This window comes from Comamonas thiooxydans, from assembly GCF_002157685.2.
Classification (GTDB): domain Bacteria; phylum Pseudomonadota; class Gammaproteobacteria; order Burkholderiales; family Burkholderiaceae_C; genus Comamonas; species Comamonas testosteroni_H.
This window is the reverse complement of record NZ_AP026738.1, coordinates 4703885-4726777: the sequence shown is the minus strand read 5'-3', so window position 1 is coordinate 4726777 and position 22893 is coordinate 4703885. Positions and strand designations below refer to the sequence as shown.

At 64.7% G+C, this 22893-nt stretch carries 23 protein-coding genes; 19 read left to right on the top strand and 4 right to left on the bottom strand.

The features are described from left to right. The first annotated feature begins 2 nt into the window (after positions 1 to 2). From thrS to CTR2_RS21905, 19 genes are all read left to right on the top strand, one after another. A complete protein-coding gene (gene thrS / locus CTR2_RS21995; protein WP_087080973.1) occupies positions 3 to 2036 on the top strand; it encodes a threonine--tRNA ligase in 2034 nt (677 codons plus the stop codon). Further along, on the top strand, positions 2033 to 3430 hold the full coding sequence (locus tag CTR2_RS21990; protein ID WP_087080975.1) for a dihydroorotase: 1398 nt from the start codon (positions 2033 to 2035) through the stop codon (positions 3428 to 3430). The genes thrS and CTR2_RS21990 overlap by 4 nt, the downstream gene beginning before the upstream one ends. Then, positions 3423 to 3857, top strand: a complete 435-nt coding sequence (fur, locus tag CTR2_RS21985; RefSeq protein WP_087080977.1) for a ferric iron uptake transcriptional regulator — start codon at positions 3423 to 3425, stop codon at positions 3855 to 3857. Before CTR2_RS21990 ends, fur begins: the two co-directional genes overlap by 8 nt. A gap of 19 nt (positions 3858 to 3876) precedes the next feature. Continuing rightward, positions 3877 to 4395, top strand: coding sequence for a phosphoribosyl-AMP cyclohydrolase (gene hisI / locus CTR2_RS21980; protein WP_087080979.1), 519 nt, complete (start codon positions 3877 to 3879; stop codon positions 4393 to 4395). A 40-nt stretch (positions 4396 to 4435) separates the two neighbouring features. Beyond that, complete coding sequence (locus tag CTR2_RS21975) at positions 4436 to 5350, top strand: LysR family transcriptional regulator (protein WP_087080981.1); 915 nt, start codon at positions 4436 to 4438, stop codon at positions 5348 to 5350. Positions 5351 to 5375: 25 nt separating this feature from the next. Beyond that, complete coding sequence (locus tag CTR2_RS21970) at positions 5376 to 5603, top strand: EexN family lipoprotein (RefSeq protein WP_087080983.1); 228 nt, start codon at positions 5376 to 5378, stop codon at positions 5601 to 5603. Between the two features lie 216 nt (positions 5604 to 5819). Beyond that, on the top strand, positions 5820 to 7826 hold the full coding sequence (locus tag CTR2_RS21965) for a conjugal transfer protein TraG (protein WP_087080985.1): 2007 nt from the start codon (positions 5820 to 5822) through the stop codon (positions 7824 to 7826). Beyond that, entirely contained in the window at positions 7823 to 8299 is a 477-nt protein-coding gene (locus CTR2_RS21960) for a ribbon-helix-helix protein, CopG family (protein WP_087080987.1), read from the top strand. The genes CTR2_RS21965 and CTR2_RS21960 overlap by 4 nt, the downstream gene beginning before the upstream one ends. Then, positions 8296 to 9330: a P-type conjugative transfer ATPase TrbB gene (trbB, locus tag CTR2_RS21955; protein ID WP_087080989.1), complete on the top strand. Its 1035-nt coding sequence runs from the start codon at positions 8296 to 8298 to the stop codon at positions 9328 to 9330. The genes CTR2_RS21960 and trbB overlap by 4 nt, the downstream gene beginning before the upstream one ends. Next, positions 9327 to 9704 (top strand): TrbC/VirB2 family type IV secretion system protein, encoded by a 378-nt coding sequence (locus CTR2_RS21950; RefSeq protein ID WP_087080991.1) that lies wholly within the window; start codon positions 9327 to 9329, stop codon positions 9702 to 9704. Before trbB ends, CTR2_RS21950 begins: the two co-directional genes overlap by 4 nt. Continuing rightward, positions 9701 to 9973, top strand: a complete 273-nt coding sequence (locus tag CTR2_RS21945; RefSeq protein WP_087080994.1) for a VirB3 family type IV secretion system protein — start codon at positions 9701 to 9703, stop codon at positions 9971 to 9973. The genes CTR2_RS21950 and CTR2_RS21945 overlap by 4 nt, the downstream gene beginning before the upstream one ends. Before the next feature lie 14 nt (positions 9974 to 9987). Beyond that, a complete protein-coding gene (gene trbE / locus CTR2_RS21940; RefSeq protein WP_087080996.1) occupies positions 9988 to 12447 on the top strand; it encodes a conjugal transfer protein TrbE in 2460 nt (819 codons plus the stop codon). Then, positions 12444 to 13199, top strand: coding sequence for a P-type conjugative transfer protein TrbJ (gene trbJ, locus CTR2_RS21935; RefSeq protein WP_087080998.1), 756 nt, complete (start codon positions 12444 to 12446; stop codon positions 13197 to 13199). Before trbE ends, trbJ begins: the two co-directional genes overlap by 4 nt. Before the next feature lie 11 nt (positions 13200 to 13210). Continuing rightward, positions 13211 to 13537, top strand: a complete 327-nt coding sequence (locus tag CTR2_RS21930) for an EexN family lipoprotein (protein WP_087081001.1) — start codon at positions 13211 to 13213, stop codon at positions 13535 to 13537. Next, positions 13534 to 14886, top strand: a complete 1353-nt coding sequence (trbL, locus tag CTR2_RS21925) for a P-type conjugative transfer protein TrbL (RefSeq protein WP_087081003.1) — start codon at positions 13534 to 13536, stop codon at positions 14884 to 14886. Before CTR2_RS21930 ends, trbL begins: the two co-directional genes overlap by 4 nt. A gap of 18 nt (positions 14887 to 14904) precedes the next feature. Continuing rightward, positions 14905 to 15609, top strand: coding sequence for a conjugal transfer protein TrbF (gene trbF, locus CTR2_RS21920; RefSeq protein WP_087081005.1), 705 nt, complete (start codon positions 14905 to 14907; stop codon positions 15607 to 15609). Next, positions 15606 to 16598, top strand: a complete 993-nt coding sequence (gene trbG / locus CTR2_RS21915) for a P-type conjugative transfer protein TrbG (protein WP_087081007.1) — start codon at positions 15606 to 15608, stop codon at positions 16596 to 16598. The genes trbF and trbG overlap by 4 nt, the downstream gene beginning before the upstream one ends. Before the next feature lie 2 nt (positions 16599 to 16600). Beyond that, complete coding sequence (locus CTR2_RS21910) at positions 16601 to 17866, top strand: TraB/TrbI/VirB10 family type IV secretion system protein (protein WP_087081009.1); 1266 nt, start codon at positions 16601 to 16603, stop codon at positions 17864 to 17866. Continuing rightward, on the top strand, positions 17863 to 18138 hold the full coding sequence (locus CTR2_RS21905) for a DUF2274 domain-containing protein (RefSeq protein WP_003056116.1): 276 nt from the start codon (positions 17863 to 17865) through the stop codon (positions 18136 to 18138). Before CTR2_RS21910 ends, CTR2_RS21905 begins: the two co-directional genes overlap by 4 nt. 116 nt (positions 18139 to 18254) lie before the next feature. Here the strand turns inward: CTR2_RS21905 and CTR2_RS21900 are convergent, their stop codons facing one another. The 4 genes from CTR2_RS21900 to CTR2_RS21885 form a co-directional block, all read right to left on the bottom strand. Next, positions 18255 to 18734 (bottom strand): copper chaperone PCu(A)C, encoded by a 480-nt coding sequence (locus CTR2_RS21900; protein WP_087081011.1) that lies wholly within the window; start codon positions 18732 to 18734, stop codon positions 18255 to 18257. A gap of 26 nt (positions 18735 to 18760) precedes the next feature. Beyond that, positions 18761 to 19360: an SCO family protein gene (locus tag CTR2_RS21895; protein WP_087081013.1), complete on the bottom strand. Its 600-nt coding sequence runs from the start codon at positions 19358 to 19360 to the stop codon at positions 18761 to 18763. 112 nt (positions 19361 to 19472) lie between these two features. Then, positions 19473 to 20567, bottom strand: a complete 1095-nt coding sequence (locus CTR2_RS21890; protein ID WP_087081015.1) for a PepSY-associated TM helix domain-containing protein — start codon at positions 20565 to 20567, stop codon at positions 19473 to 19475. Positions 20568 to 20597: 30 nt separating this feature from the next. Then, complete coding sequence (locus CTR2_RS21885; RefSeq protein WP_087081017.1) at positions 20598 to 22655, bottom strand: TonB-dependent receptor; 2058 nt, start codon at positions 22653 to 22655, stop codon at positions 20598 to 20600. Between the last annotated feature and the right edge of the window lie 238 nt (positions 22656 to 22893).

Genomic DNA, 22893 nt, shown 5'->3' with positions numbered 1-22893 from the left:
ACATGGACATCACACTCCCTCAACAAGCCATCACGCTGACCTTGCCGGATGGATCGCAGCGCCATTTCGACCATCCTGTCACCGTGGCCGAGGTCGCCGCCACGATTGGTGCCGGGCTGGCCCGGAACACGGTGGCGGGCAAACTCGACGAGCAGCTCGTTGATGCGTGCGCGGTCATCGACCACGACGCAGCCTTGCAGATTATCACCCCCCAGGATGAGGAGGGACTGGAAATCATCCGGCACTCCTGCGCGCATCTGGTCGGCCATGCCGTCAAGCAGCTCTACCCGAGCGCGAAGATGGTCATCGGCCCAGTCGTCGAAGGCGGCTTCTACTACGACATTGCCTACGAACGTCCCTTCACGCCCGAAGACCTGGCCGCGATCGAAACGCGCATGAAGGAGCTGATCTCGCAGGACTACGACGTGATCAAGCGCGTGCTGCCGCGCAATGAGGTCATGGGACTCTTCCAACAGCGCGGCGAGGACTACAAGCTGCGGCTGATCGAGGACATGCCGGACGAGCAGCAAATGGGCATGTATTTCCACCAGGAATACGTGGACATGTGCCGTGGGCCGCATGTGCCCAATACGCGCTTTCTCAAGGCGTTCAAGCTCACCAAGCTGGCCGGAGCCTACTGGCGCGGCGATGCCAGGAACGAACAGCTCCAGCGAATCTACGGAACAGCCTGGGCCGACAGGAAGCAGCTCGATGCCTATCTCCGACGGATCGAAGAGGCCGAGAAGCGCGACCACCGCAAGCTGGGCCGCGAACTGGATCTGTTCCATTTTCAGGAAGATGCGCCCGGAGCCGTGTTTTGGCATCCGCGCGGCTGGGCCGTTTTCCAGGAGTTGATCGCCTACATGCGCCGCCGACAGCAGGACGCAGGCTATGTGGAGGTGAATTCGCCCGACGTGATGGATCGCAGCCTGTGGGAAATCTCCGGCCACTGGCAGAACTACCGCGACCATATGTTCACCACCGAAACCGAGGATGGCCGCGCCCTCGCGCTCAAGCCCATGAACTGCCCCGGCAGCGTGCTGCTGTATCGCCTCGGCCTCAAAAGCTACCGCGATCTGCCGATTCGCATGGGCGAGTTCGGCAAGGTGCATCGCTACGAACCTTCCGGCGCGCTGCACGGACTGCTGCGCGTGCGCCACTTCACGCAGGACGACGCCCACATCTACTGCACACCGCAGCAGATGGACGCCGAGTGCCGCGAGGTCGTGGCCCTGGTGCTCGACATCTACCGCCAGTTCGGCTTCGAGGATGTGCGCATCAAGCTCTCGACCCGTCCTGAGAACCGCATGGGCGATGAGGCAACGTGGGACTTGCTCGAAGGCGCGCTGGTTCAGGCGCTGGACGGCATGGGCCTGGCCTACCGCATTAATCCAGGCGAAGGCGCCTTCTACGGCCCCAAGCTCGAATTCGTGCTGCGTGATGCCATCGGCCGCGACTGGCAGTGCGGAACCCTCCAGGTGGACATGAACCTGCCTGAACGCTTCGGTATCGAGTACGTCGATGAAGACGGCCAGCGCAAGCGCCCGGTCATGCTGCACCGTGCATTGTTCGGTTCGCTGGAGCGTTTCACCGGCATTCTGATCGAGCACCACGCGGGCAAGCTGCCGGCCTGGTTGGCGCCGATGCAGGTGATGGTGTTGTCGATCACCGAGGAACATGCCCCCTACGCACAGGACGTGGCACGGCTTCTGCGGAGTGCCGGGCTGCGCTGCGAAGCCGATGTGCGCAACGAGAAGATCGGCTACAAGATCCGCGAGCAGACTTTGCAGCGCATCCCCTTTCTGCTGGTCGCCGGGGCCAAGGAGCGCGACACAGGCTCCATTGCCATCCGCAGCCGTGACGGGCAAGACCTGGGCGTGTTGCCCTTGATGGATGCCGTGGCGCTGCTGTTGCGGGCATCGCAGGCACCGGACGCCGCTGCACGCAGCGAGGCGCAACGCCGCCTGTGCCTTCGTCTGAACCGCCAGCACACCGCTGGCGAAGCTGTGGTTGACCCGCTGGAGACTGCCCCATGAATGTCACCGGCAACGTCATCACGCCATCGGCGAGCCGACACGGTGATCTTCTGGTGCGGGGTGCAACCGTCATGACGCCCAGCGGGGCCGAGCGCATCGACGTGGCCTGCGCGCAAGGTCGGATCGTTGCGCTTGGCGATCTTCGTGACACATGGAGCGCCAACACCACGCTGGATGCTGCCGGCCTGCATGTATTGCCCGGTGTCATCGACAGTCAGGTGCATTTCCGCGAACCGGGCCTGATGCACAAGGAAAACCTGGAGGCGGGCACGCGCGGGGCGGTGCTGGGCGGCGTCACCACCATCTTCGAGATGCCGAACACGGCCCCGCTGACCCTGAGCGCAGCCGACCTGCAAGCCAAGCTGGACGCCGCCAAGGGACGCGCGTGGTGCGACCACGCTTTCTACGTCGGCGGATCGGCAGTGAACGCTGAGCAGCTGGCCGAGCTGGAGAACTTGCCCGGCTGCGCCGGCGTCAAGATCTTCATGGGCAGTTCCTTCGGCGATCTCCTGGCAGACGACGAAGAGGTGCTGCGGCGCATCCTGCGCCATGGCCATCGGCGCATGGCCGTGCATGCGGAGGACGAAGCCCGGCTGCGCGAGCGCAAGCACGTTGCCCTGGAAAGCACGGACGTGTGCCAGCACCCCGTCTGGCGGGATGTGGACAGTGCGTTGATGGCGACGCAGCGCATCGTGCGGCTGGCCGCCGAGTGCGGCCGACGCCTGCATGTCCTGCATGTCTCCACCGCCGAGGAAATGGCGTTCCTGGCTGGTCGCAAGCATCGTGTCACGGTGGAAGTCACGCCCCACCATCTGACTTTGCAAGCACCCGAATGCTATGAACGCCTTGGCAGCCTGGCACAGATGAATCCGCCCGTGCGCGAGCAGCATCATCAGGATGCCCTATGGCGGGCGATCCGCAATGGTCTTGTCGATGTCATCGGCAGCGACCATGCGCCCCACACGCTGGTTGAGAAAGCGCGGCCATACCCCGAATCTCCCAGCGGAATGACAGGCGTACAGACGCTGCTGCCCATGATGCTCGACCATGTGCATACCGGGCGCTTGAGTCTGCAACGGCTGGTGGATTTGACCAGCGCAGGGCCGGCCCGCATCTTCGGCATCGAGGGCAAGGGGCGCATCGCGCTGGGCTACGACGCGGATTTCAGCATCGTTGATCTACGGGCACAGCGTGTTATCCACAACGACTGGATCGCCAGTGTCAGCGGCTGGACGCCGTATGACGGCCAGGCTGTCACGGGCTGGCCCATTCACACGGTGGTGCGAGGGTGCTGTGTCGTTCGGGATGAAGCCCTGACCGGAGAGCCGCAAGGCACGGCGGTTCGGTTCCTGGAATCGTGGTCACAGGAAACCAGAGGAGAGTCTGATGCCTGATTCAACCGAACTCAGAAACCGAGGCTTGAAGGCCACGCTGCCTCGGCTGCAAATCCTGGAAATGTTTCAGAAAGCAGATGTACGTCATTTGACAGCCGAAGAGGTGTATCGCCTGCTGTTCAAGCAAGGTCACGAGGTCGGTCTGGCTACCGTGTACCGCGTGCTCACACAGTTGCAGCAATCCGGCCTGCTCAAGCAGGCGCACTTCGAGGCAGGGCGAGCCGTTTATGAGCTGGATGACGGGATGCACCATGACCATCTCGTGTGTACGACCTGCGGCCGCGTTCAGGAATTCCATGATGAAGCGGTGGAACAGCGACAGCGGTTGATCGCTTCGGAATATGGCTTCGAGGTCGTCGAGCATTCCCACATCCTTTACGGCCGCTGCACCACACCTCAATGCGAACATCGCCGCCGTACTGGATAAGTCATAACGAGGAAAACACATGAACTCCAATACTGATACGTCCCGCTCCACCAAGGCCTCTGCGCCAGTGGCGTTGCACGCCAGAACGTCCGTTGAACAGGTCGAGGAAGGCCGGGAACTGGCGCCCAAGTTCGATCAGGATGGCCTGATCGCTTGCATTACCACCGATGCCGACAGTGGCGACGTGCTGATGCTGGGCTACATGAACCACGAAGCCTTGGTGAAGACTGTTCAAACTGGGGAAGCGCACTACTGGAGTCGATCGCGGAAAACGCTGTGGCACAAAGGGGCAACCAGCGGCTTGGTGCAAGTAGTCGAAGAAATGCGCATCGACGATGACCAAGATGCGGTATGGCTACGTGTTCGCGTATCCGGCTCCGGTGCGAGTTGCCACGTCGGCTATCGCTCATGCTTTTACCGGCGCATTCCAGTTGGCAAAGAGCATGAAGCAGGAAAGGAACTGGTATTCACCGAGTCGAGCAAGACCTTTGATCCCAAACTGATCTATGGAGATGTACCCAACCCGACACTTCTGTAAGCAGAACGTCGCACTTGATGATGTAGGGGGGGGGAGCAGAATGGAAATTCGCCATCTTCGTTGCTTTCTCGCAGTGGCTGAAGAACTTCACTTCGCCCGCGCTGCCGAGCGGCTGCATATCGACCAGTCGCCTCTGTCGCGCACCATCAAAGAGTTGGAGGAAGAACTTGGCGCTCGTCTTTTCGTGCGCACGACTCGCAGTACACAGCTGACACGCGCGGGACGGCTATTCCTGGAGCATGTTCCGCGTGTCTTCTCGGCAGTAGATCAAGCCCGCGATAGCGTCAAGTCTGTTACCAACGGCTTTCACGGCCAACTGCGCATCGCGTTGTCTGACGGCATCACACCATCGCGGCTCCCAGCATTGCTAGCACGTAGCCGTGAAGAAGATCCCGAAGTGGAGATTCGACTATTTGAAGTTCCACTGGCTCAGCAACTCAAGGGTTTGCACGACGACCTGTACGATGCTGGCTTCTCCATGGCTGCAGATGCAGGCGATGGCATCATCGCCACTCCCGCGTGGGAGGACGAACTAATGGTTGCGGTGCCGGCTCGCCATCCAGTGCTCACCTTCAAGCGAGTTCCACTGCAAGAAGTACTGCGATACCCATTGGTGCTGGGCGACCCAGCCATCTGCGAGGGTCATGCGCGTCAGGTTGACCGGCTTCTTCGTAAGTGCGAACAAGAGCCACTTATCGTCCAGAGGGTAGCGACCTTCGACGTGATGATGACCTTGGTTTCCGCCGGCATCGCTTTGGGTTTGGCAGGTGCGGCGCATATTTCTTCCAGTCGCGAGTCTGGCGTCGTCCCTCGACGCATAGCTGGTACGCCAACCATGCTCACAACCTATCTTCTGCGACGTGATGCAGCGCCGACTGAGATGCTGATCCGGTTCATTGAACGTGTGGCCTTCATTGATTCGGGGGATGACCTAAATACCGGCAATGACGCCTAGCCCATCCAATGAAAGGACTGGAACCATGAACAAAGTGATGTTGCTGATGTTGGCCGCCACCTTGACTGCATGCGGCCCCTCTCACCCCTCGGAAACCGTGGATACGCTCGTCGCCAATCCCGAGCGCATCAAGGAGATTCAACGGCAATGCAAAGAGGGTCGAGCAAAGGTCAGCGACGAACTTTGTTTGCGTGCCGCCGAAGCTGCTAAACGGCGATTTTTCGGGGATCGGCCCGAGCAAAAATCCAAGTAGTCCCCTCGCAGTCGTTTCGCAGCGACAAACTTCTCGCTGTTACCTAACCACGCCGCAGCGCGCTTGCGCTTGCGGCGTTTTTATTGTCTTCGCCACAGCAAGAAGTCTGGCTCATTCGGCCTCAATCCTCGCCACAACGGTCTTTGACCGGCACTTCCCACGGCATTGATCCTGATGCCTGCGGCACGTTCCTGTGCCGCGATGGGAGGTCAGTCAATGCAAGGGACGAACGTGCTGTTCGGTCAGATCGCCGTGGTATTCGGCATCGTGATCGTCGGCGTGTGGGCAGCCACACAATGGACAGCCGCCGCCCTGGGCTATCAGCTACGCCTTGGCTCGCCCTGGTTCGACTTCTTCGGCACGCCGGTCTATCACCCCTGGCGGCTGTTCGAGTGGTGGTTCTTCTTCGATGCCTACGCTCCGCGCGTCTTTGACATTGGCGGTGCCATCGCGGGCGGCAGCGGCCTGGTGGCCGTGCTGGTCGCCATCGGCATGTCGATCTGGCGCTCGCGGCAATCGCGCCTGGTCACGACCTACGGCTCGGCACGCTGGGCGAACGCGGATGACATTCGCAAGGCCGGCCTCACGCAGCCGGCCGGCGTGTTCCTCGGCCAGCACGAACGCCAGTACCTGCGCCACGAAGGCCCGGAACATGTCCTGACCTTCGCGCCCACGCGCAGCGGCAAAGGTGTCGGCCTGGTAGTGCCGACCTTGTTGAGCTGGCCTGCGTCCGCTGTCATCCACGACATCAAGGGAGAGAACTGGAGCATCACCGCAGGTTGGCGCTCGCGCTTCTCGCACTGCCTGCTGTTCAACCCCACCGATGCGAAGTCGGCAGCCTACAACCCGCTGCTGGAAGTCCGGCGCGGCGCGCATGAAGTGCGCGACGTGCAGAACATCGCGGACATCCTGGTCGATCCCGAAGGCGCGCTGGAGCGGCGCAATCACTGGGAGAAGACTTCGCACGCGCTGCTGGTCGGGGCCATCCTGCATGTGCTTTATGCCGGCCAAGACAAGACGCTACGCGGCGTCGCTAACTTCCTTTCCGATCCGGCTTGCCCATTCGAGCTGACGCTGCACCGGATGATGACCACGCCGCATTTTGGCGATGGGCCGCACCCTGTTGTTGCGTCTGCGGCCCGTGAGGTTCTGAACAAATCGGACAACGAACGCTCGGGCGTGCTGTCCACGGCCATGTCGTTCCTGGGCCTCTACCGCGACCCTACGGTGGCCGAAGTCACGTCGCGTTGCGACTGGCGCATTGCCGACCTGATCGCGGCCGAGCATCCGGTGTCGCTGTATCTGGTGGTGCCGCCTTCGGACATTTCGCGGACGAAGCCGCTCATTCGGCTGATCCTCAATCAGATCGGGCGGCGACTCACCGAATCGCTCGACGGCTCCGACGGTATCGAGCGCCGCCACAAGCTGCTGCTGATGCTCGACGAGTTCCCCGCACTCGGGCGGCTCGACTTCTTCGAGACGGCACTGGCCTTCATGGCCGGCTACGGCATCCGCAGCTTCCTCATCGCGCAGTCGCTGAACCAGATCGACAAGGCGTATGGGCAGAACCATTCGATCCTCGACAACTGCCATGTGCGCGTGACGTTCGCCACCAACGACGAACGCACCGCCAAGCGCATCTCCGAGACGCTGGGCACAGCCACCGAGCTGCGCGCCCAGCGCAACTACGCGGGCCACCGGCTCGCGCCGTGGCTGGGCCACCTGATGGTGTCGCGCCAGGAAACCGCGCGCCCACTGTTGACGCCGGGCGAGGTCATGCAGCTTCCGCTCGACGAAGCCGTGGTGATGGTGGGAAGCAGTCCGCCGATCAGGGCCAAGAAGCTGCGCTACTACGCAGACGGCAATTTCAAGCGGCGCGTGCTTCCGCCGCCCGTGCTCACGGCCGGGCGTTATACCGACGTGCCGCCCTCGCGGGCCGATGACTGGAGCGGGCTGGCGATTCCCGCTGTGCCTGCCGTACCGGCTTCGGCTCCCGTTCCCATTGATGAGCTGGGCAGTGCCGACGACGGCGGCGGCCCGCGCCGTCAGCCCGAACTCTCCGAAACCGTCGCCTACGCCCCCGAGCTGGCCGCGTCCGCAGCCGACCTCAGGTTGCTCGATGACGACGACCTGCCGCTTCCCCTTCCTCGCCAGCTTGATCCGGCCATGCAGCGCACGGCCCGGCTGGCTTCCCTCGACCCCAACGACGGAATCGAGCTATGAGCCACTACCGCCTCAACCTGTTCATCCAACCGGAGCACGCCAAGCGCCTGGACGAGCTGGCCGCCAAGAAAGGCGTATCGAAATCCAGCATCGTCGCGGCGGCGCTTGCATCGTGGCTATCGCCCGATGCCGCCGACCAGCGCGAGGCGGCCATTGCCAAGCGGCTGGATCGCCTTTCGCGCCAAGCCGAGCGCATGGGGCGCGACCAGAACATCCAGATCGAAACGCTGGCGCTGTTCATCCGCTACTACCTCACGGTCAGCACGCCAGTTCCCGAGGTGCACCAAGACGCGGCGCGTGCCCAGGGCAAGGCGCGGTTCGAGCAGTTCGTGGAGCAGTTGGGCCGTCACCTGCTGCGCGGGCGCAGCCTGGTGCGTGACGTGGTGGAGGAACTGCACCCCCAGGATCGTGAGTTTGGGATGCGCATGGATGACGCGGCGGCAGTTGCCGAAGCGCAGGAGCGCGTCTCATGAGCGCCGCGCCTTCGTCCTTCGTCACCTCGCTCGACCGCCGTATTCAGATGCTGCGCACGGCGATGGGGCCGCTGATCGCCGCCGCGCTCGAAGACCCGGACGTGGTGGAAGTGATGCTCAACCCCGACCGGACGCTATGGGTGGATCGCCTGTCCTCGGGCCGCGCGCCGATGGGCGTGGAGCTGTCCGAGGCCGACGGCGAGCGAATCATCCGCCTTGTCGCCGCCCACGTTGGCGCAGAAGTCCATCGCGGCCAGCCGTTGCTGTCGGCCGAGCTGCCCGAAACCGGCGAACGCTTCGAGGGCATCTTGCCGCCGGCAGCGCCGGGGCCGGCCTTCGCGCTGCGCAAGCGCGCCATCGGCGTGATTCCGCTGGAGCGGTACGTCATCGACGGAATGATGACCAGCGCGCAGGCGGGCTTTCTCGTTCGCGCCGTGCGCGAGCGGCAGAACATCCTGATCGCCGGGGCCACCAGCAGCGGCAAGACCACGCTCGCCAATGCGCTACTGGCCGAGATCGCAGCCACCGGCGACCGCGTGCTGGTGCTCGAAGACACGGTGGAGCTGCAATGCGCGGCCCGCGACCACGTACCGCTGCGCACGCGCGCAGGCGTCGTATCTATGACCGACCTGGTGCGCTCGTCCATGCGCTTGCGCCCGGATCGCGTCGTGGTCGGCGAGGTGCGCGGCGCCGAGGCGCTGGATCTCATCAAGGTCTGGGGCACCGGCCATCCGGGTGGCATCGCCACCGTACACGCCGGCTCCGCGCTGGGCGCGCTGCTGCGCCTGGAGCAACTGATTCTCGAAGTGGCGGTGAACCCGCCCCGTGCGCTGATCGCGGAAGCGGTCAACGTGGTCATCCACATCGCCGGGCGCGGACGCAAGCGCCGCATCGAGAGCATCGCCCGCGTCGTCGGTTTCGACGGCGTGGGCTACCAACTGGCGGACGCGCTGGAAGCGCCGTTTCCCGAGCTGCTGCCGCAGTCCGACCTTTCCTCCCTGTCCCCTGACCACTCTGGAGAACTTCCATGACGCACGTTGATGCTTTCCGTATTTCCGTAAATCCGCTTGCCCGGCCCGCGCGCCTGGACGGTCTGGCTCGCCCGGCCATGCAAGGCTTGATGCTCGCTGCCTTCATGTTGCTGCTTGCGGGCACCGCGCAGGCTGCGGGTTCCTCGATGCCGTGGGAAGGCCCGCTGCAATCCATCCTCGAATCCATCCAGGGGCCGGTGGCGCGCATCGTCGCGGTCATCATCATCATTGCCACTGGCCTTGCGCTCGCCTTCGGCGACACGTCCGGCGGCTTCCGCAAGCTGATCCAGATCGTCTTCGGTCTATCCATCGCCTTTGCGGCTTCGAGCTTCTTCCTGTCGTTCTTCAGCTTCTCCGGCGGGGCCGTCGTATGAGTGCCCCGGACACCTTCGCGGCCGGGTTCGAGGTGCCGCTGCATCGCTCGCTCACCGAGCTGATCTTGCTGGGCGGCGCACCGCGCACCGTGGCGATCGCCAATGGCACGTTGGCCGCCGCTGTCGGGCTGGGCCTGCAACTGTGGATTCCCGGTGTCGTGCTCTGGATCGTCGGCCATTCGCTGGCGATGTGGGGCGCGCGCGTCGATCCGCAGTTCATGGCCGTGTTCGCGCGGCACATCAAGCACCGCCCGTTGCTGGACGTGTAGGGGAGGACGCCGCGATGCTGAACCTCGCCGAATACCGCCAGCGCCCGGCCTTGCTCGCCGACTGGCTGCCCTGGGCCGGGCTGGTGGCGCAGGGCGTCGTCTTGAACAAGGACGGCAGTTTCCAGCGCACGGCGCGCTTTCGTGGCCCCGACCTCGACAGCGCGACGCAAGGCGAGCTGATCGCCACATCGGCGCGCTTGAACAACGCGCTGCGCCGCCTGGGTTCGGGCTGGGCGCTTTTCATCGAAGCCGAGCGCCGGCCTGCCGCCGACTACCCGCACTCCGATTTTCCCGAACCGCTGTCCTGGCTGGTCGATGAAGAACGCCGCGCCGCTTTCGAGGATTCTGGCAACCACTTCGAGAGCAGCTATCACCTGACGCTGGCCTACCTGCCATCCGAGGAATCCCGTGCTCGGGCCGCGGGCCTGCTATACGAAAACCGGCCGACCGAAGGCGTGGATTGGCGCGAACGGCTGCACGCATTCGTCGCTGAAACGGATCGCATCTTCGACCTGCTCGATGGCGTGATGCCGGAAATCGCGTGGCTCGATGACAGCCAGACGCTGACCTACCTGCACGCGACCGTCTCGACGCGACGCTATCGCGTCGGCGTTCCCGAAGTGCCGTTCCACATCGACGCGCTGCTGACGGACTCCGCGCTGGTCGGGGGCTTTGCACCCATGCTGGGCGACCAGCACTTGCGTGTGGTGTCGGTGCGGGGCTTCCCGACCTCAACCTGGCCGGGGATTCTGGACGACCTCAACCGCCTGGGCTTTGCGTATCGCTGGAGTACGCGCTTTCTGTGCCTGGACAAAGCCGAGGCGGAAAAAGAACTCACCCGTCTGCGCCGCCAGTGGTTTGCGAAAAGGAAGAACGTCATCGCGCTGCTGCGCGAAACGATTTTCCAGCAGGAAAGCCCGCTGGTCGATACCGACGCCAACAACAAGGCCGCCGATGCGGATGCTGCGTTGCAGGAGCTGGGCAGCGATCAAGTCGCCTTCGGCTACCTGACGGCGACCGTCACTGTCATGGATGCAGACGCTACTGTGGCCGACGAGAAGCTGCGGATGGTGGAGCGTGTGATTCAGGGCCGGGGTTTCGTGACGATCCCCGAAACCTTGAACGCCGTGGATGCGTGGCTGTCCTCGATCCCCGGCAACGCCTATGCGAATGTGCGCCAGCCCATCGTCTCGACGCTGAACCTGGCGCACATGATGCCGGTGTCGGCGGTATGGGCCGGCCAGGAGCGCAATGCGCATCTCGATGGCCCGCCGCTGATCGTCACGCGCACAGACGGCGCGACGCCGTTCCGGCTGGTGACGCACATCGGCGACGTGGGCAACACGCTGGTGGTTGGCCCCATCGGCATGGGCAAGTCGGTGTTGCTGGCGACGATGGCGATTCAGTTCCGCCGCTATCGCGGCTCGCGCATCTTCGCCTTCGACATGGGGCGTTCGATCCGTGCGGCCATCCTGGGCATAGGCGGCGAGCACTACGACCTGGGCGCGGATGACGAGATCGCCTTCCAGCCGCTCGCACGCATCGACCGCGAGGGCTACCGCACCTGGGCCAGCGAATGGGTGGAAGGCCGCCTGCTGCACGAAGGCGCGGCCGTCGGCCCGGACGAGAAGGCGGCCATCTGGTCTGCGCTGGGGAGCCTGGCCAGCGCGCCGGTGGAGCAGCGCACGCTCACGGGCCTGACGGCGTTGCTGCAATCGAACACGTTGCGCCAGGCACTCGCGCCCTACGTCCTGGGCGGCGCGCACGGCAGGCTGCTGGATGCCGACCATGACCGCCTCGGCACGGCCGATGTGCAGGCGTTCGAGATGGAGGAGCTGATGCACAGCAAGGCCGCTGTGCTCGCGGTGCTGCGCTATTTGTTCGCGCGTTTCGAGGAGCGGCTGGATGGTGCGCCCACCTTGCTGATCCTCGATGAAGCGTGGTTGTTCCTCGATGACCCGGTGTTTGCGGCGCGCATCCGCCAGTGGCTCAAGACGCTGCGCAAGAAGAACGTCAGCGTCATCTTCGCCACGCAGTCGCTCGCGGACGTGAAGGACTCGGCCATCGCGCCGGCCATCATCGAAAGCTGCGCGAGTCGGATTTTCTTGCCGAACCCGCAAGCGACCGAACCGCAGATTCGCACGATCTACGAGGGCTTCGGCCTCAACAGCCGGCAGATCGAGATCGTAGCCACCGCGCAGCCCAAGCGCGACTACTACTACCAATCCCGCCTCGGCAACCGCGTGTTCGACCTCGACCTGGGGCCGGCGACGCTGGCCTTCGCGGGCGCTTCCACGCCGCAAGACCAGCGAGACATGGACCGCGTGCTGGCCGACGCCGGCGTGCCCGGCTTCGCGGGCGCCTGGCTGCGCCATCGCGGCCTCGATTGGGCGGCTGACCTGCTGCCCTCGTTCCCCGGCCTCGCGCCGGGTTCCCTCCGTACCGCTGACCACCCCCAGGAGAACCAGCCATGAAATTGCATACCCCCAAACTCGCCGCGCTGACCGCTGTCTGCGTGCTCGCCTTCGGCATCGCGCAGCCCGCGCATGCCTTGTTCGGCGTCGGCGACATCGTGCTCGACCCGACCAATCTGGTGCAAAACACGCTCACCGCCGTTCGCACGCTGGAGCAGATCAACAACCAGATCCAGCAACTCCAACACGAAGCGCAGATGCTCATCAATCAGGCGCGCAATCTGGCCAGCCTGCCGTCCAGCGTGGTGGGCCAGTTGCGCGCGAACCTGGCGACCACCCAGCGCCTCATCGCGCATGCCAAGGGCCTGGCCTACGACGTGACGAGCATCGACCGGGAGTTCGCGCGCCTGTATCCCGAGAAGTACGCCGCCACGGTGAGCGGCAATCAGATGTACCTCGATGCGCAGGAGCGTTGGAAGAACACGCTGGGCGGCCTGCAAACCACCATGCAGATGCAAGCGCAGGCGTCGCAGAACCTGAGCGACGACGAAAGCGTGCTGGCCGACCTCGTGGGCAAGAGCCAGTCGGCCGAGGGCGCGCTGCAGGCGATGCAGGCCATGAACCAGTTGCTGGCCTTGCAGGCCAAGCAGTCGATCCAGACACAGCGGCTCCAGATCACGCAGGATCGGGCTGCCGCGCTGGAACTGGCGCGGCAGGCGGCCGCCACGGAGCGCGGGCGCGAGGTGACGCGCCGGTTCCTGGGCAGTGGTACGCCGTACACGCCGCAAGCCGTCGATTTCTACAACCACTGACGAGGTGCGACATGAAGCACGCGCCCGTCCTGCTCGCCGTCGCTGTTCCTGCGCTCCTGCTGGCCGGCTGCGACCGGCCGCAACCGCTGTCGGTGGACACGCTGGCCACCGATCCGTCCCGGCTGCACGCGCTGCGCGCGCAGTGCCGCGCGGGCAACCACGACGGCGCGTTTTGCGCGCAGGTAGCCAAAGCCGACCTGCGGCGCTTTCTCTCTGGTCAGGCCGGGCCGGACGAGTACCAGACACTGGCCGACCTGCCGCCAATCCCGCCCAGCTTCGATGAACCCACCGATGGCAGCGCGGCAATCGCTTTGCCTGGGCAGGAGGACTCGCCATGAACGACGTAACGATCATCGACCGCTTCCTCGATACCTTCTCGCGCTATATCGACTCGGGCTTTGGCTTGCTGCATGGCGAGGTGGCGTTTCTGACCACCACGCTGATCGTCATCGACATGACGCTCGCCGGGCTGTTCTGGGCGATGAGTCATGCCACCGGCCAGGGTGAGGACGTGATCGTCAAGTTGATCCGCAAAGTGCTGTATGTGGGCGCCTTCGCCTACATCATCGGCAATTTCAACTGGTTGACGGGCATCGTTTTCCGCTCATTCGCGGGCCTGGGCCTGACGGCCAGTGGTTCGACCCTGAGCATGGAGAACTTCCTGCAACCGGGCCGGCTGGCGAAAGTCGGCATCGACGCCGGGGCGCCGATCCTGAAACAGATCGGCGACATGGCGGGCTTTCCCGAAGTGTTCGTGAACATCACGCCCATCGTCGTGATGTTCCTCGCGTGGCTGATCGTCCTGCTGTGCTTCTTCGTGCTGGCGATCCAGCTTTTCATCACGCTGATCGAGTTCAAGCTGACCACGCTCGCCGGCTTCGTGCTGGTGCCGTTCGCGCTGTGGAACAAGACCGCGTTTCTGGCCGAGAAGGTACTGGGCAACGTGGTGTCCTCGGGCATCAAGGTGCTGGTGCTCGCCGTCATCGTCGGCATCGGCACGGGTCTGTTCGCGGAGTTCCAGACGACACCGAACGAGCCATCCATCGACCATGCGCTGGTCGTGATGCTGGCCTCGCTCGCCATGCTCGCGCTCGGCATCTTCGGGCCAGGCATCGCCACGGGCCTTGTGTCTGGCGGCCCGCAGCTCGGCGCGGGCGCAATGGCCGGCGCGGCGCTGGGCGCGGCCGGCGCTGTCGTGGCCGTCGGCGCCGCAGCCACGGGCGTCGGCGGCGCGGTAGCCGCTGGAGCGCGCATGGCGCCTGCTGTCGCCAAGCTGGCCGGCAGCGGAGCGCGGGCCGCTACCGGAGCGGCTAGCAGCGCACGGTCAGCGTTTCAGGCGGGTTCTGCATCCGCCGGCGGCGGCCTCAAGGGCGCTGCCGCTGGTGTCGGCAATGTCGCCAAGACCGGCGCGCAGGCGACCGGGCAGAAGGTGGCTGAGGGCGCGCGCTCGATGAAGGAGCGCGTCGCCGCTGCCTTCCGGCCCGATGACGCCGGATCGGCGTCGGGGGCCGGTGCCGCGCAGGCGGCAACCGAGTCAACCCCATCCGCTGCGCAACCCGCCTGGGCCAAGCGCCTGCACCGCAGGCAACAGCTCACCCATGCCGCGACCACGGCCGCCCACACGCTGCGCGGTGGCGACGGTGGCAGCTCCAGCCAAGGGCCAAGCCTTCGTGATTCCGATTCCTGATCCTCAAGGAGAACTCCCATGCGATTCAAACGACCGCAGGTGCGCTACGCCGATACGCCGCAGCCTGCCACCCCGTACCAATCCGCCGCCCAGGTCTGGGACGAACGCATCGGCTCGGCCCGTGTGCAGGCGAAGAACTGGCGTTTCATGGCCTTCGGCTGCCTCACGCTGGCCGTGCTGATGGCGGGCGGCCTGGTCTGGCGCTCGGCGCAATCCATCGTCACGCCCTACGTCATCGAGGTGGACAACGCGGGTCAGGTGCGTGCTGTCGGCGAGGCCGCCACGCCGTACCGGCCCAGCGATGCGCAGATCGCCTACCACCTGGGCCGCTTCATCGACCTGGTGCGCTCGCTGTCCATCGACCCCATCGTGGTGCGGCAGAACTGGCTCGATGCCTACGACTACACGACCGACAAGGGCGCCGTGGTGCTCAACGAGTACGCCCGCGTGAACGATCCGTTCGCGCGCATCGGCAAGGAGTCGGTGACGGTGCAGATCACCAGCGTGACCCGCGCCAGCGACACGTCTTTCAACGTGCGCTGGACGGAGACGCGCTTCGTCAATGGCGCGCTGGATCGCACCGAACGATGGAACGCGGTGATTTCCACGGTGCTGCAAACCCCGCGCACCGAGCAGCGCCTGCGCAAGAACCCCTTGGGCATCTACGTCAACGGCCTGTCGTGGAGCCGCGAACTGGAAGCGAACGAAGGAGCAAAACCATGAATGATCTTTTCCGTAAATCCGCCTTGCCGGTGATGCTTCTGGCTTCGACCGTGCTGTTCTCAGGCTGCGCTACGCAGGGCAAGCCGCCGCCGTCCATCTCGCTCGATGAGCCGGTACAGGCCCAGCCGCTGCCGGAGTCGCCTGCGCCTGTGGAGGTGGTGGCCGTGCCGCAGGTGCTGCCGATGCCTGCGCAGATGAAACCTGTGCCGGATGCCAAGCCCACGCCAGAACCCGCCGATGAAACCTTGCGCGTATCCCGCGCGAATGCCGAAGCGCGCATTGCACCGACGCGCGAGGGCTACGTCAACGCGATTCAGGTGTGGCCTTTCACCGATGGCGCGCTGTATCAGGTCTATGCGGCCGTGGGCCGCGTGACCGTGATCGCGCTCCAGCCGGGCGAGGAGCTGGTGACGGTGGCCGCTGGCGATACCGTGCGCTGGATCGTCGGGGACACATCGAGCGGCAGCGCTGACGCGCTGCGCGTCAATGTGATGGTCAAACCGATCCGCTCGGGCCTGAAGACCAATCTCGTCATCACCACCAGCCGGCGCACCTACCTGCTGGAACTGACCTCGACCGAGAAGACCTGGATGGCTTCGGTGTCCTGGGAGTACCCGAAGGACAAGATGCTGGCCCTGCAGCGCCAGGCGCAGGCGGCCAGCGCCGCCGCGCCGGTCGATAGCGGCCTGTCGCTGGAGAAGATCCGTTTCCGCTATGCCATCAGCGGCAGCAATCCGCCGTGGAAGCCGCTGCGTGCTTTCGATGACGGCGAGAAGGTCTACATCCAGTTCCCGCCCGGCATCGCCCAGGGCGAGCTGCCGCCGCTGTTCGTGATCGGCGCACAAGGCGACGGGCAACTGGTGAACTACCGATTCCGTGCGCCGTACTACATCGTTGATCGCCTGTTCGGCGCGGCCGAACTGCGCCTGGGCGGGGACAAAGGCGACGTGGTGCGGATTGAGCGCACGGACGGCACACGGAGGAACTGACCATGAGCCAGGACGATTCCCCTGATCTTGCTCCGCAGGCGGGCAAGGTCGCGCCCGAGGCGGTGGCGCTGCGCGCCCAGCCGCGCCCGGTCACGCGCCTGAACCGGCGCACGCTGGCCATCCTCGTCGGCGTCCTGTCGGTCGCCGTGCTCGGGGCCACGATCTGGTCATTGCAGCCGCACCGGCGCGGCACGGGCGAGCAGACCGAGCTTTACAACGTCGATCGCGTGTCGAAGTCCGAGGGGCTGGATGGCCTGCCTTCCGACTACTCGAAGCTGCGCAAGGCGCCGGAGCTGGGGCCGCCGCTGCCGGGCGACCTGGGGCCGGCCATCGTGAAGTCGCAGCAGCCGGTGACGCCGACGTATGCGCCGCCGGGACATGATCCGGCGGATGCGTGGCGCAAGGAGGCCGATGCGGCGGCGAACTCGTCGGTGTTCTTCCGCTCGGGCAACCAAGGCAAGGCCACCGCGCCGGTCACGGCGCAAGCCGCTGCGGCTGCGCCCGGCAGTGCCTTGGCGGGTTTCGACCCGCTGGCCGCTGGCCCGGCCTCGACGGCGGCCCAGCCATCCGACCCCACCGCCGTGCAGAACCGGCAAGACCAGAAAGAGGCTTTCCTGAAAGGCGGCTCTACGGAAACCCGCAATTCCGGCAATCTGCAAATGCCATCGTCGCCGTATCAGGTCATGGCCGGAACGGTGATCGCCGGGGCGTTGGTGACGGGCATCAAGTCGGATTTGCCCGGCGACGTGATCGCCACGGTGACGGAGCCGGTCTATGACACGGCCACGGGCAAGTTCCTGCTGATCCCGCAAGGATCGCGCATCCTGGGCAAGTACAACAGCCAGGTGAGCTATGGGCAAAGCCGCGTGCAGGTGGTGTGGAGCCGCGTCATCTTGCCGGACACGTCTTCGCTGAAGCTCGACAACCTGGCAGGCACCGATGCCGCCGGCTACGCTGGCCTGGAGGATGGCGTCGATTGGCACTGGGATCGCGTCTTTGCCGGCGCGGCGCTGACCACGCTGCTGGGCGTGGGCGCCGAGCTGGCCGCGCCGCAGAACCGGCAGGGCGGCAACCGCATCGTGATCGCCGGGCGCGATAGCGCACAGGACAGCATCAATCAGGTCGGCCAAGAGATGGCCCGGCGCAACATGAACATCCAGCCGACGCTGACCGAGCGTCCGGGTCTGCCGGTGCGCATCATCGCCAACCGTGACCTCGTGTTGCGGCCGTACCAGCCTATGTTCTTCAACCGTGGAGTTGCGAAATGAACACCACCAGGAAGTTGCGGCTTGGGCCGCTGCCCAAGGTCGAAAGCGTCAAGCTGGCCTTTGCGTGCCCGGTCAGCCTGAAAGCCGACCTCGACCGTTACGCCGCGCTGCACGCGCAGGTGTACGGCGAAGCGGTCGATGCCACGACGCTGATCCCGCACATGCTAGAGGCCTTCATGCAAGGAGACCGTGGGTTTCAGAGAAACAGCGCTAGTAAACACGCATTGCAAAACGCTGGTGGAGTAACCATCTCCGGTTGCCGTACGCCGTGAGCATTTTGGCTATGCGTGACCTAGGTTGCGGGAGTTGGCATCGCGGCTTCGAATTTCGAGGGCTGCAAGCGGTGGGGTGAGCTACAGGTGCGCCATTCACCCACCCGCCAAGCGCTTCAGTGCTTGTGGCCGCCCTGGGCATCGTGGCCAGCCGGCTGGGCGCTGGCGTTGAGCGCACGCACGGGGGCCTTCACTTCGACCGATTCGCGCTTGCCGTCTGGGCCCTCGATGACGAGCGTCAGCGGCACCGTGTCGCCCTCCCTCACCTGCTGCTTCAGGTCCATCAGCATCACGTGGTAGCCGCCGGGCTTGAGTTCCACGGTCTTGCCCGCGGGCAGCTCGACGGCCGGCACTTGGCGCATCTTCATCACGTTGTCCTGCATGGCCATCTCGTGGACCTCGACCGCGGGCGTGAGCGGCGAGCTGGCCGAGACCAGCTTGCTGTTCTTTGCGGCCTGCAACTGCATGAAGGCGCCCGTGGCTTTCTGTTGCGGTACGGTGGCACGCACCCAGGCGTCTTTCACGGTGACCTGGGCTTGGGCGGCGGCTGCGAGCAACGAGGCAGCGACGATGGCGGTGCGGATGACGAGTTTCATGGTGTTCTCCTTGAGAGGGTTGAGGGTCAGGTGGGATTCAGGAGCCTGCGGATGTCGTCCGCGTAGTCCTGGGCGGGTTGCTCATGACGCAGGGCCAGGCGCAGCTTGCCCTGCGGGTCGTAGACGTAGCTGAGCGACGTGTGGTCCATGGTGTAGGACGCTCCCGTCGGCACTTTCTTGTAGTAGACCTTGAAGTCCTTGGCGATCTGTGCGGTGCGTTCTAGGTCGCCGTACAGCCCGATGAAGCTGGGGTCGAAGGCGGCCGTGTAGGCCTTGAGCACCTCGGGCGTGTCGCGCTCGGGATCGACCGTGACGAACAGCGTCTGGAAGCGCTCGCCATCGGGGCCGAGAAGCCGCTTGACCTCGGCCGCCCGCGCCAGGGCGGTCGGGCAGACATCGGGGCACTGGGTGAAACCGAAGAAGATCAGGATGGCCTTGCCTCGGAAGCCCGCCAGCGTGCGCTCCTTGCCATCCGGATCAGTGAGCCGGAAGTCGGTGGCGTAGGTGGCGCCGGTCAGGTCAATGCCGTGGTAGGCCGCGGATGACTTGCGCTCACACGCGGCCAGTGCAATGGCGCCAAGTGCTGCGACAACCAGTAGGATCCGTCTTCTGATTTTTTGGCTCATGCGAATTCTTTCTTTGCTCACTGCTGACTCTTAGTCAGATTGACGTCGATTGACCAATCGACCCGCAAGAAGCCGCAGTGGTTTTTCCTGAGGTTCCTAAGTCGGCTGAGTTTCATGGGTTGCCCGGCGCGGAATCCTGGCCCCTTCGCTTTTGCCAACCGAGACCAACGCCTCCCACCGCCAGGAACAGCAGCGCCAATGCCACCATGTCGTTGACGTTCAAGGCATTCATGCCACCCAGCCAACGGCCGTCGTGAAGGATGAAGTTCAGTGCCTGTCGGTCGTTGCGCCAATCCGTCATGCGGTGAATGCGCATGGTGGTCATGTCCATCCACACCGACTGGCCGCCAATGCCGTCCCCGGCCTCGGAGAATTTGGTGTCCCGGCCGCCATCGCGGATGAACACGGCCCTGGGCTGCGTGCCGGTGGCCTGGTGCACCAAATCCCTGGCCTGATCTAGGGAATTCGGATGCACGGTGCCGACCGGCTGCACAGCCGGAATCGGGTGAGACGCGTCGGGCGCACCATGCCCGAAGACACCGAACTCCAAATGCAGAGTGGTCAGCACGATGACTAGCAGGAGCAGACCGCTGACACGCCCCACGCACACATGCCATTTCACGGCGGCACGGTATGCCACGCCGCGCCGGCCGTCCAGCCACGCCATCAGACCGCCAGTGAGCAGCAGAACGGCCAGGGCCACCGTGGTCACCATCGACACCGTCAGCCAGGAAATGCCAAAGAAGTGGTAGGCATGAACGGCGTGCGCCTGCGTCACCAAAGAACTGGCCCTGTCGGTGATGCGAACGACGCGCATGTCGCGCAAATCGACGTGAACCTTGACGTGCCTGTTGCGGCTGGCCACGGCAGGGTCGTGCGTATGCGCCTCGAAAGCCTGCACCACCGCAACGTGGTCGCCGGACAGCGTGATGACCTGACCTTTTCGGCCAACGGCCTGCCGGGCCAGTTCGTGCGCCTGGTCCCATGAGCCCACGCGCACAGGCTCTTGCAGCGCCACGTGGGGAATCGCCTGCGACGGGTAGATTCGCTCGGAGAAAGCATCGAGCAGGTCAGGATGGGTCAACCCGATGCCGAGCAGAATCGACACCAATATGAAAGGCAGGGACAGCAGCCCGGTCCAGCGATGCAGGCGGGACAGCCAGCATCGCAGCGGCGAAGAAAGTGGCGAAACGGAATGCGCAGGCATGTCGTGCTCCAATGGTGCATGGTCCACGGGTCAGAAGCGGCCTGTCAGGCCCACGGTGAAGGTGCGCCCATCCGTCCATTCCCCCTTGTTGAAGGCCTCGTAGGTCTTGCCGGTCAGGTTGTTGACCGCGAAGAACACCTCCGTCTGATGCCCCAGCGCCGGCAGTTTCGCGCTCAGCTTGGCGTCGACCTGGGTGTACCCACTGGCCCACTGGGCTTCGCTCAGGCTGTTGAAGTACAGGCCACTGACGTAGCGCGCATTGAGCGTGGCCGCCCACGCGGAGCTTGGGGCATAGGTCAGGCCTGCATTGAACTTGCGCGGGGCGACGCGAAGCGACTGGGTGCCGACCGCCCCGGGCGTGGCATGGTCACGGGCCCGCGTGTAGGAGAAATTGGCGTAGGGTTTCCATCCGTTCCCCAGGTCGCCCTGGTAAGCCAGCTCGATACCCACCACCTTGACCGCGGCGATGTTCTGCCATTGGCGCAGGCCGCTGCCCGCGTCGGTCGCGAGCGTGATCTTGTCCTCGTAGTCGGTCTGGAACAGCGACGAGCGCAGCGAGCCGCTAGGCCACCGATGGTTGACGCCGACTTCAAAGGTAGCCGAAGTCTCGGGCTTGAGGTCCGGGTTGTCCACGCGGGTGGTCGAAGGCTGCACGAACTTGAAGCTGTTCGTGGCCGGTAGGTAGGCCGTGCCGTACGAGGCATACAGGGACGTGACATCGTCAACGTGGTAGCGCACACCCAATCGAGGGTTGACGACGTGGTCTACCGAGGCCTTCCCGTTGACTGGAATGCCGTTGTCGGTCACCGGCGAGAGGACGATGCGGTCGTAGCGCATGCCGGCGGTGAGCACGAACTGGCCCAGCACCTGCTCATCCTGAACGAACAGACTGTCCACCCGGCTCTTGCTGCCCGTAACCCAGCGATCGCCGCCGACTGGCTGGCCCCATTGGTCGTGCTTGCCGGTATCGTGCGCGTACCCCGCCACCAGTTGGTTGCCAGTCCAGGGCCGGGTGTCGATGCTGGCCTGGAAGAAGGTCGAGTCGCTGATGCGCCCGCCCCGGCTGGCCAACGCCAGGTCGCCGACAGACACCACCCCCGGCTGCGTCAGGCCGTCCCAACTCCAGCGGTCGAATCCGTAATGCTGCTTCAAGCGTGTCGAGCGCAACTGGGCCTTGACCTGCGTCTGTTCGCTCAAGTCATGGCGGTACGCCAGGGTGGCAGAGCGGCCGTCCATGTTCTGATAGGCATTGGGCCGCCCGCCGTCGCTGAACGAGGCCGTGTCGTATTGCTGCAGGCCCAGACTCAACTCGTGGTCCTTGTTCGGGCGCAGATTCACCTGCAGCCCGAGTTTCCGGTCTTTCCAGCCACGCGGACCGAGATCCCATTGCCCGTATGGATTTTCTACCGGTGTGGCAACGTAGCCATCGCTGCGGCTGTCGTGCATTGACAGACGGACATCGAACACCTCTCCCGACGTGCCAACGGCCGCCGCAATCGAGCGCGTGTCGTGCGAGCCGTAGGCAGCGGAGAACTCGCCCCCAGGCCCACCTTTCCAGCGCTTGGGAATGACGTTGATGACGCCGCCGACGGTGCTGGGGCCGTACAGTGCCGATGCGGGACCGCGCAGCACCTCCACGCGCTCCACGTCCAGCAAAGAGGTGAAATTCAGCCCCCCACGCCCCATCACACTGGACACCAGAGAATCCAGTGCCAGCCCATCGACCAGGACCTGCGTCGTCGCACCGGCGGAAGAGCCGCCGACACCGCGAATCGTCGGGTACACCTGATGGGCGACACCAGGTTGGCTGACGAAGTCCAGACCCTCGAAATCGCGCAAGGCCTCGTATACGTTCTGGCGTTGCTTGGTGGCGATGGCAGAGCCGTTCAGCACGCTGATGCTCGCGGGCACCTCGTCAACCTGGCGCTCTGTTCGCGTCGCCGTCACAACGACTTCGGGCAACACGCCGTCCTTGGGCGATGCGCCGGAAGCAACGGGCGTCGGCGTCTCTGGAGAAGCCATCAACGCCGGGGAATGCAGCGCCAGCAAGGCAGCGATGGGGGTGAGCGCAGCTCGGATCGTTTTCATTTTTTCCTTTCAAGCTTATGGGTGCGTGTGATGCGCGTGCGTATCGGACTGATGCTCTCTGGACGTTTGCATCCACACAACCGCCTCGCGTTCGCCCGCACGCTCGAACGTCAGGAAGATGGAGAAGTGGTCTCCCCAATGGTCAGCCCGCGCGAGGCCAGCGTGATGGTGCTCAAAGCCGTGGCGGTCAGCAGCGCGCGCCGGGTGAGGGTGTGGTCCATGCCGAAGCTCCTGTGGA

Bases quoted from the DNA above. Each gene is read 5' to 3' on its own strand.
- trbL (WP_087081003.1), top strand. From the start codon at position 13,534: ATGAACGACGTAACGATCATCGACCGCTTCCTCGATACCTTCTCGCGC.
- fur (WP_087080977.1), top strand. From the start codon at position 3,423: ATGCCTGATTCAACCGAACTCAGAAACCGAGGCTTGAAGGCCACGCTG.
- CTR2_RS21910 (WP_087081009.1), top strand. From the start codon at position 16,601: ATGAGCCAGGACGATTCCCCTGATCTTGCTCCGCAGGCGGGCAAGGTC.
- CTR2_RS21970 (WP_087080983.1), top strand. From the start codon at position 5,376: ATGAACAAAGTGATGTTGCTGATGTTGGCCGCCACCTTGACTGCATGC.
- thrS (WP_087080973.1), top strand. From the start codon at position 3: ATGGACATCACACTCCCTCAACAAGCCATCACGCTGACCTTGCCGGAT.
- CTR2_RS21975 (WP_087080981.1), top strand. From the start codon at position 4,436: ATGGAAATTCGCCATCTTCGTTGCTTTCTCGCAGTGGCTGAAGAACTT.
- trbF (WP_087081005.1), top strand. From the start codon at position 14,905: ATGCGATTCAAACGACCGCAGGTGCGCTACGCCGATACGCCGCAGCCT.
- CTR2_RS21990 (WP_087080975.1), top strand. From the start codon at position 2,033: ATGAATGTCACCGGCAACGTCATCACGCCATCGGCGAGCCGACACGGT.
- CTR2_RS21900 (WP_087081011.1), bottom strand. From the start codon at position 18,734: ATGAAACTCGTCATCCGCACCGCCATCGTCGCTGCCTCGTTGCTCGCA.
- hisI (WP_087080979.1), top strand. From the start codon at position 3,877: ATGAACTCCAATACTGATACGTCCCGCTCCACCAAGGCCTCTGCGCCA.
- CTR2_RS21905 (WP_003056116.1), top strand. From the start codon at position 17,863: ATGAACACCACCAGGAAGTTGCGGCTTGGGCCGCTGCCCAAGGTCGAA.
- CTR2_RS21945 (WP_087080994.1), top strand. From the start codon at position 9,701: ATGAGTGCCCCGGACACCTTCGCGGCCGGGTTCGAGGTGCCGCTGCAT.
- CTR2_RS21930 (WP_087081001.1), top strand. From the start codon at position 13,211: ATGAAGCACGCGCCCGTCCTGCTCGCCGTCGCTGTTCCTGCGCTCCTG.
- trbG (WP_087081007.1), top strand. From the start codon at position 15,606: ATGAATGATCTTTTCCGTAAATCCGCCTTGCCGGTGATGCTTCTGGCT.
- CTR2_RS21895 (WP_087081013.1), bottom strand. From the start codon at position 19,360: ATGAGCCAAAAAATCAGAAGACGGATCCTACTGGTTGTCGCAGCACTT.
- CTR2_RS21960 (WP_087080987.1), top strand. From the start codon at position 7,823: ATGAGCCACTACCGCCTCAACCTGTTCATCCAACCGGAGCACGCCAAG.
- trbB (WP_087080989.1), top strand. From the start codon at position 8,296: ATGAGCGCCGCGCCTTCGTCCTTCGTCACCTCGCTCGACCGCCGTATT.
- CTR2_RS21950 (WP_087080991.1), top strand. From the start codon at position 9,327: ATGACGCACGTTGATGCTTTCCGTATTTCCGTAAATCCGCTTGCCCGG.
- trbE (WP_087080996.1), top strand. From the start codon at position 9,988: ATGCTGAACCTCGCCGAATACCGCCAGCGCCCGGCCTTGCTCGCCGAC.
- trbJ (WP_087080998.1), top strand. From the start codon at position 12,444: ATGAAATTGCATACCCCCAAACTCGCCGCGCTGACCGCTGTCTGCGTG.
- CTR2_RS21885 (WP_087081017.1), bottom strand. From the start codon at position 22,655: ATGAAAACGATCCGAGCTGCGCTCACCCCCATCGCTGCCTTGCTGGCG.
- CTR2_RS21890 (WP_087081015.1), bottom strand. From the start codon at position 20,567: ATGCCTGCGCATTCCGTTTCGCCACTTTCTTCGCCGCTGCGATGCTGG.
- CTR2_RS21965 (WP_087080985.1), top strand. From the start codon at position 5,820: ATGCAAGGGACGAACGTGCTGTTCGGTCAGATCGCCGTGGTATTCGGC.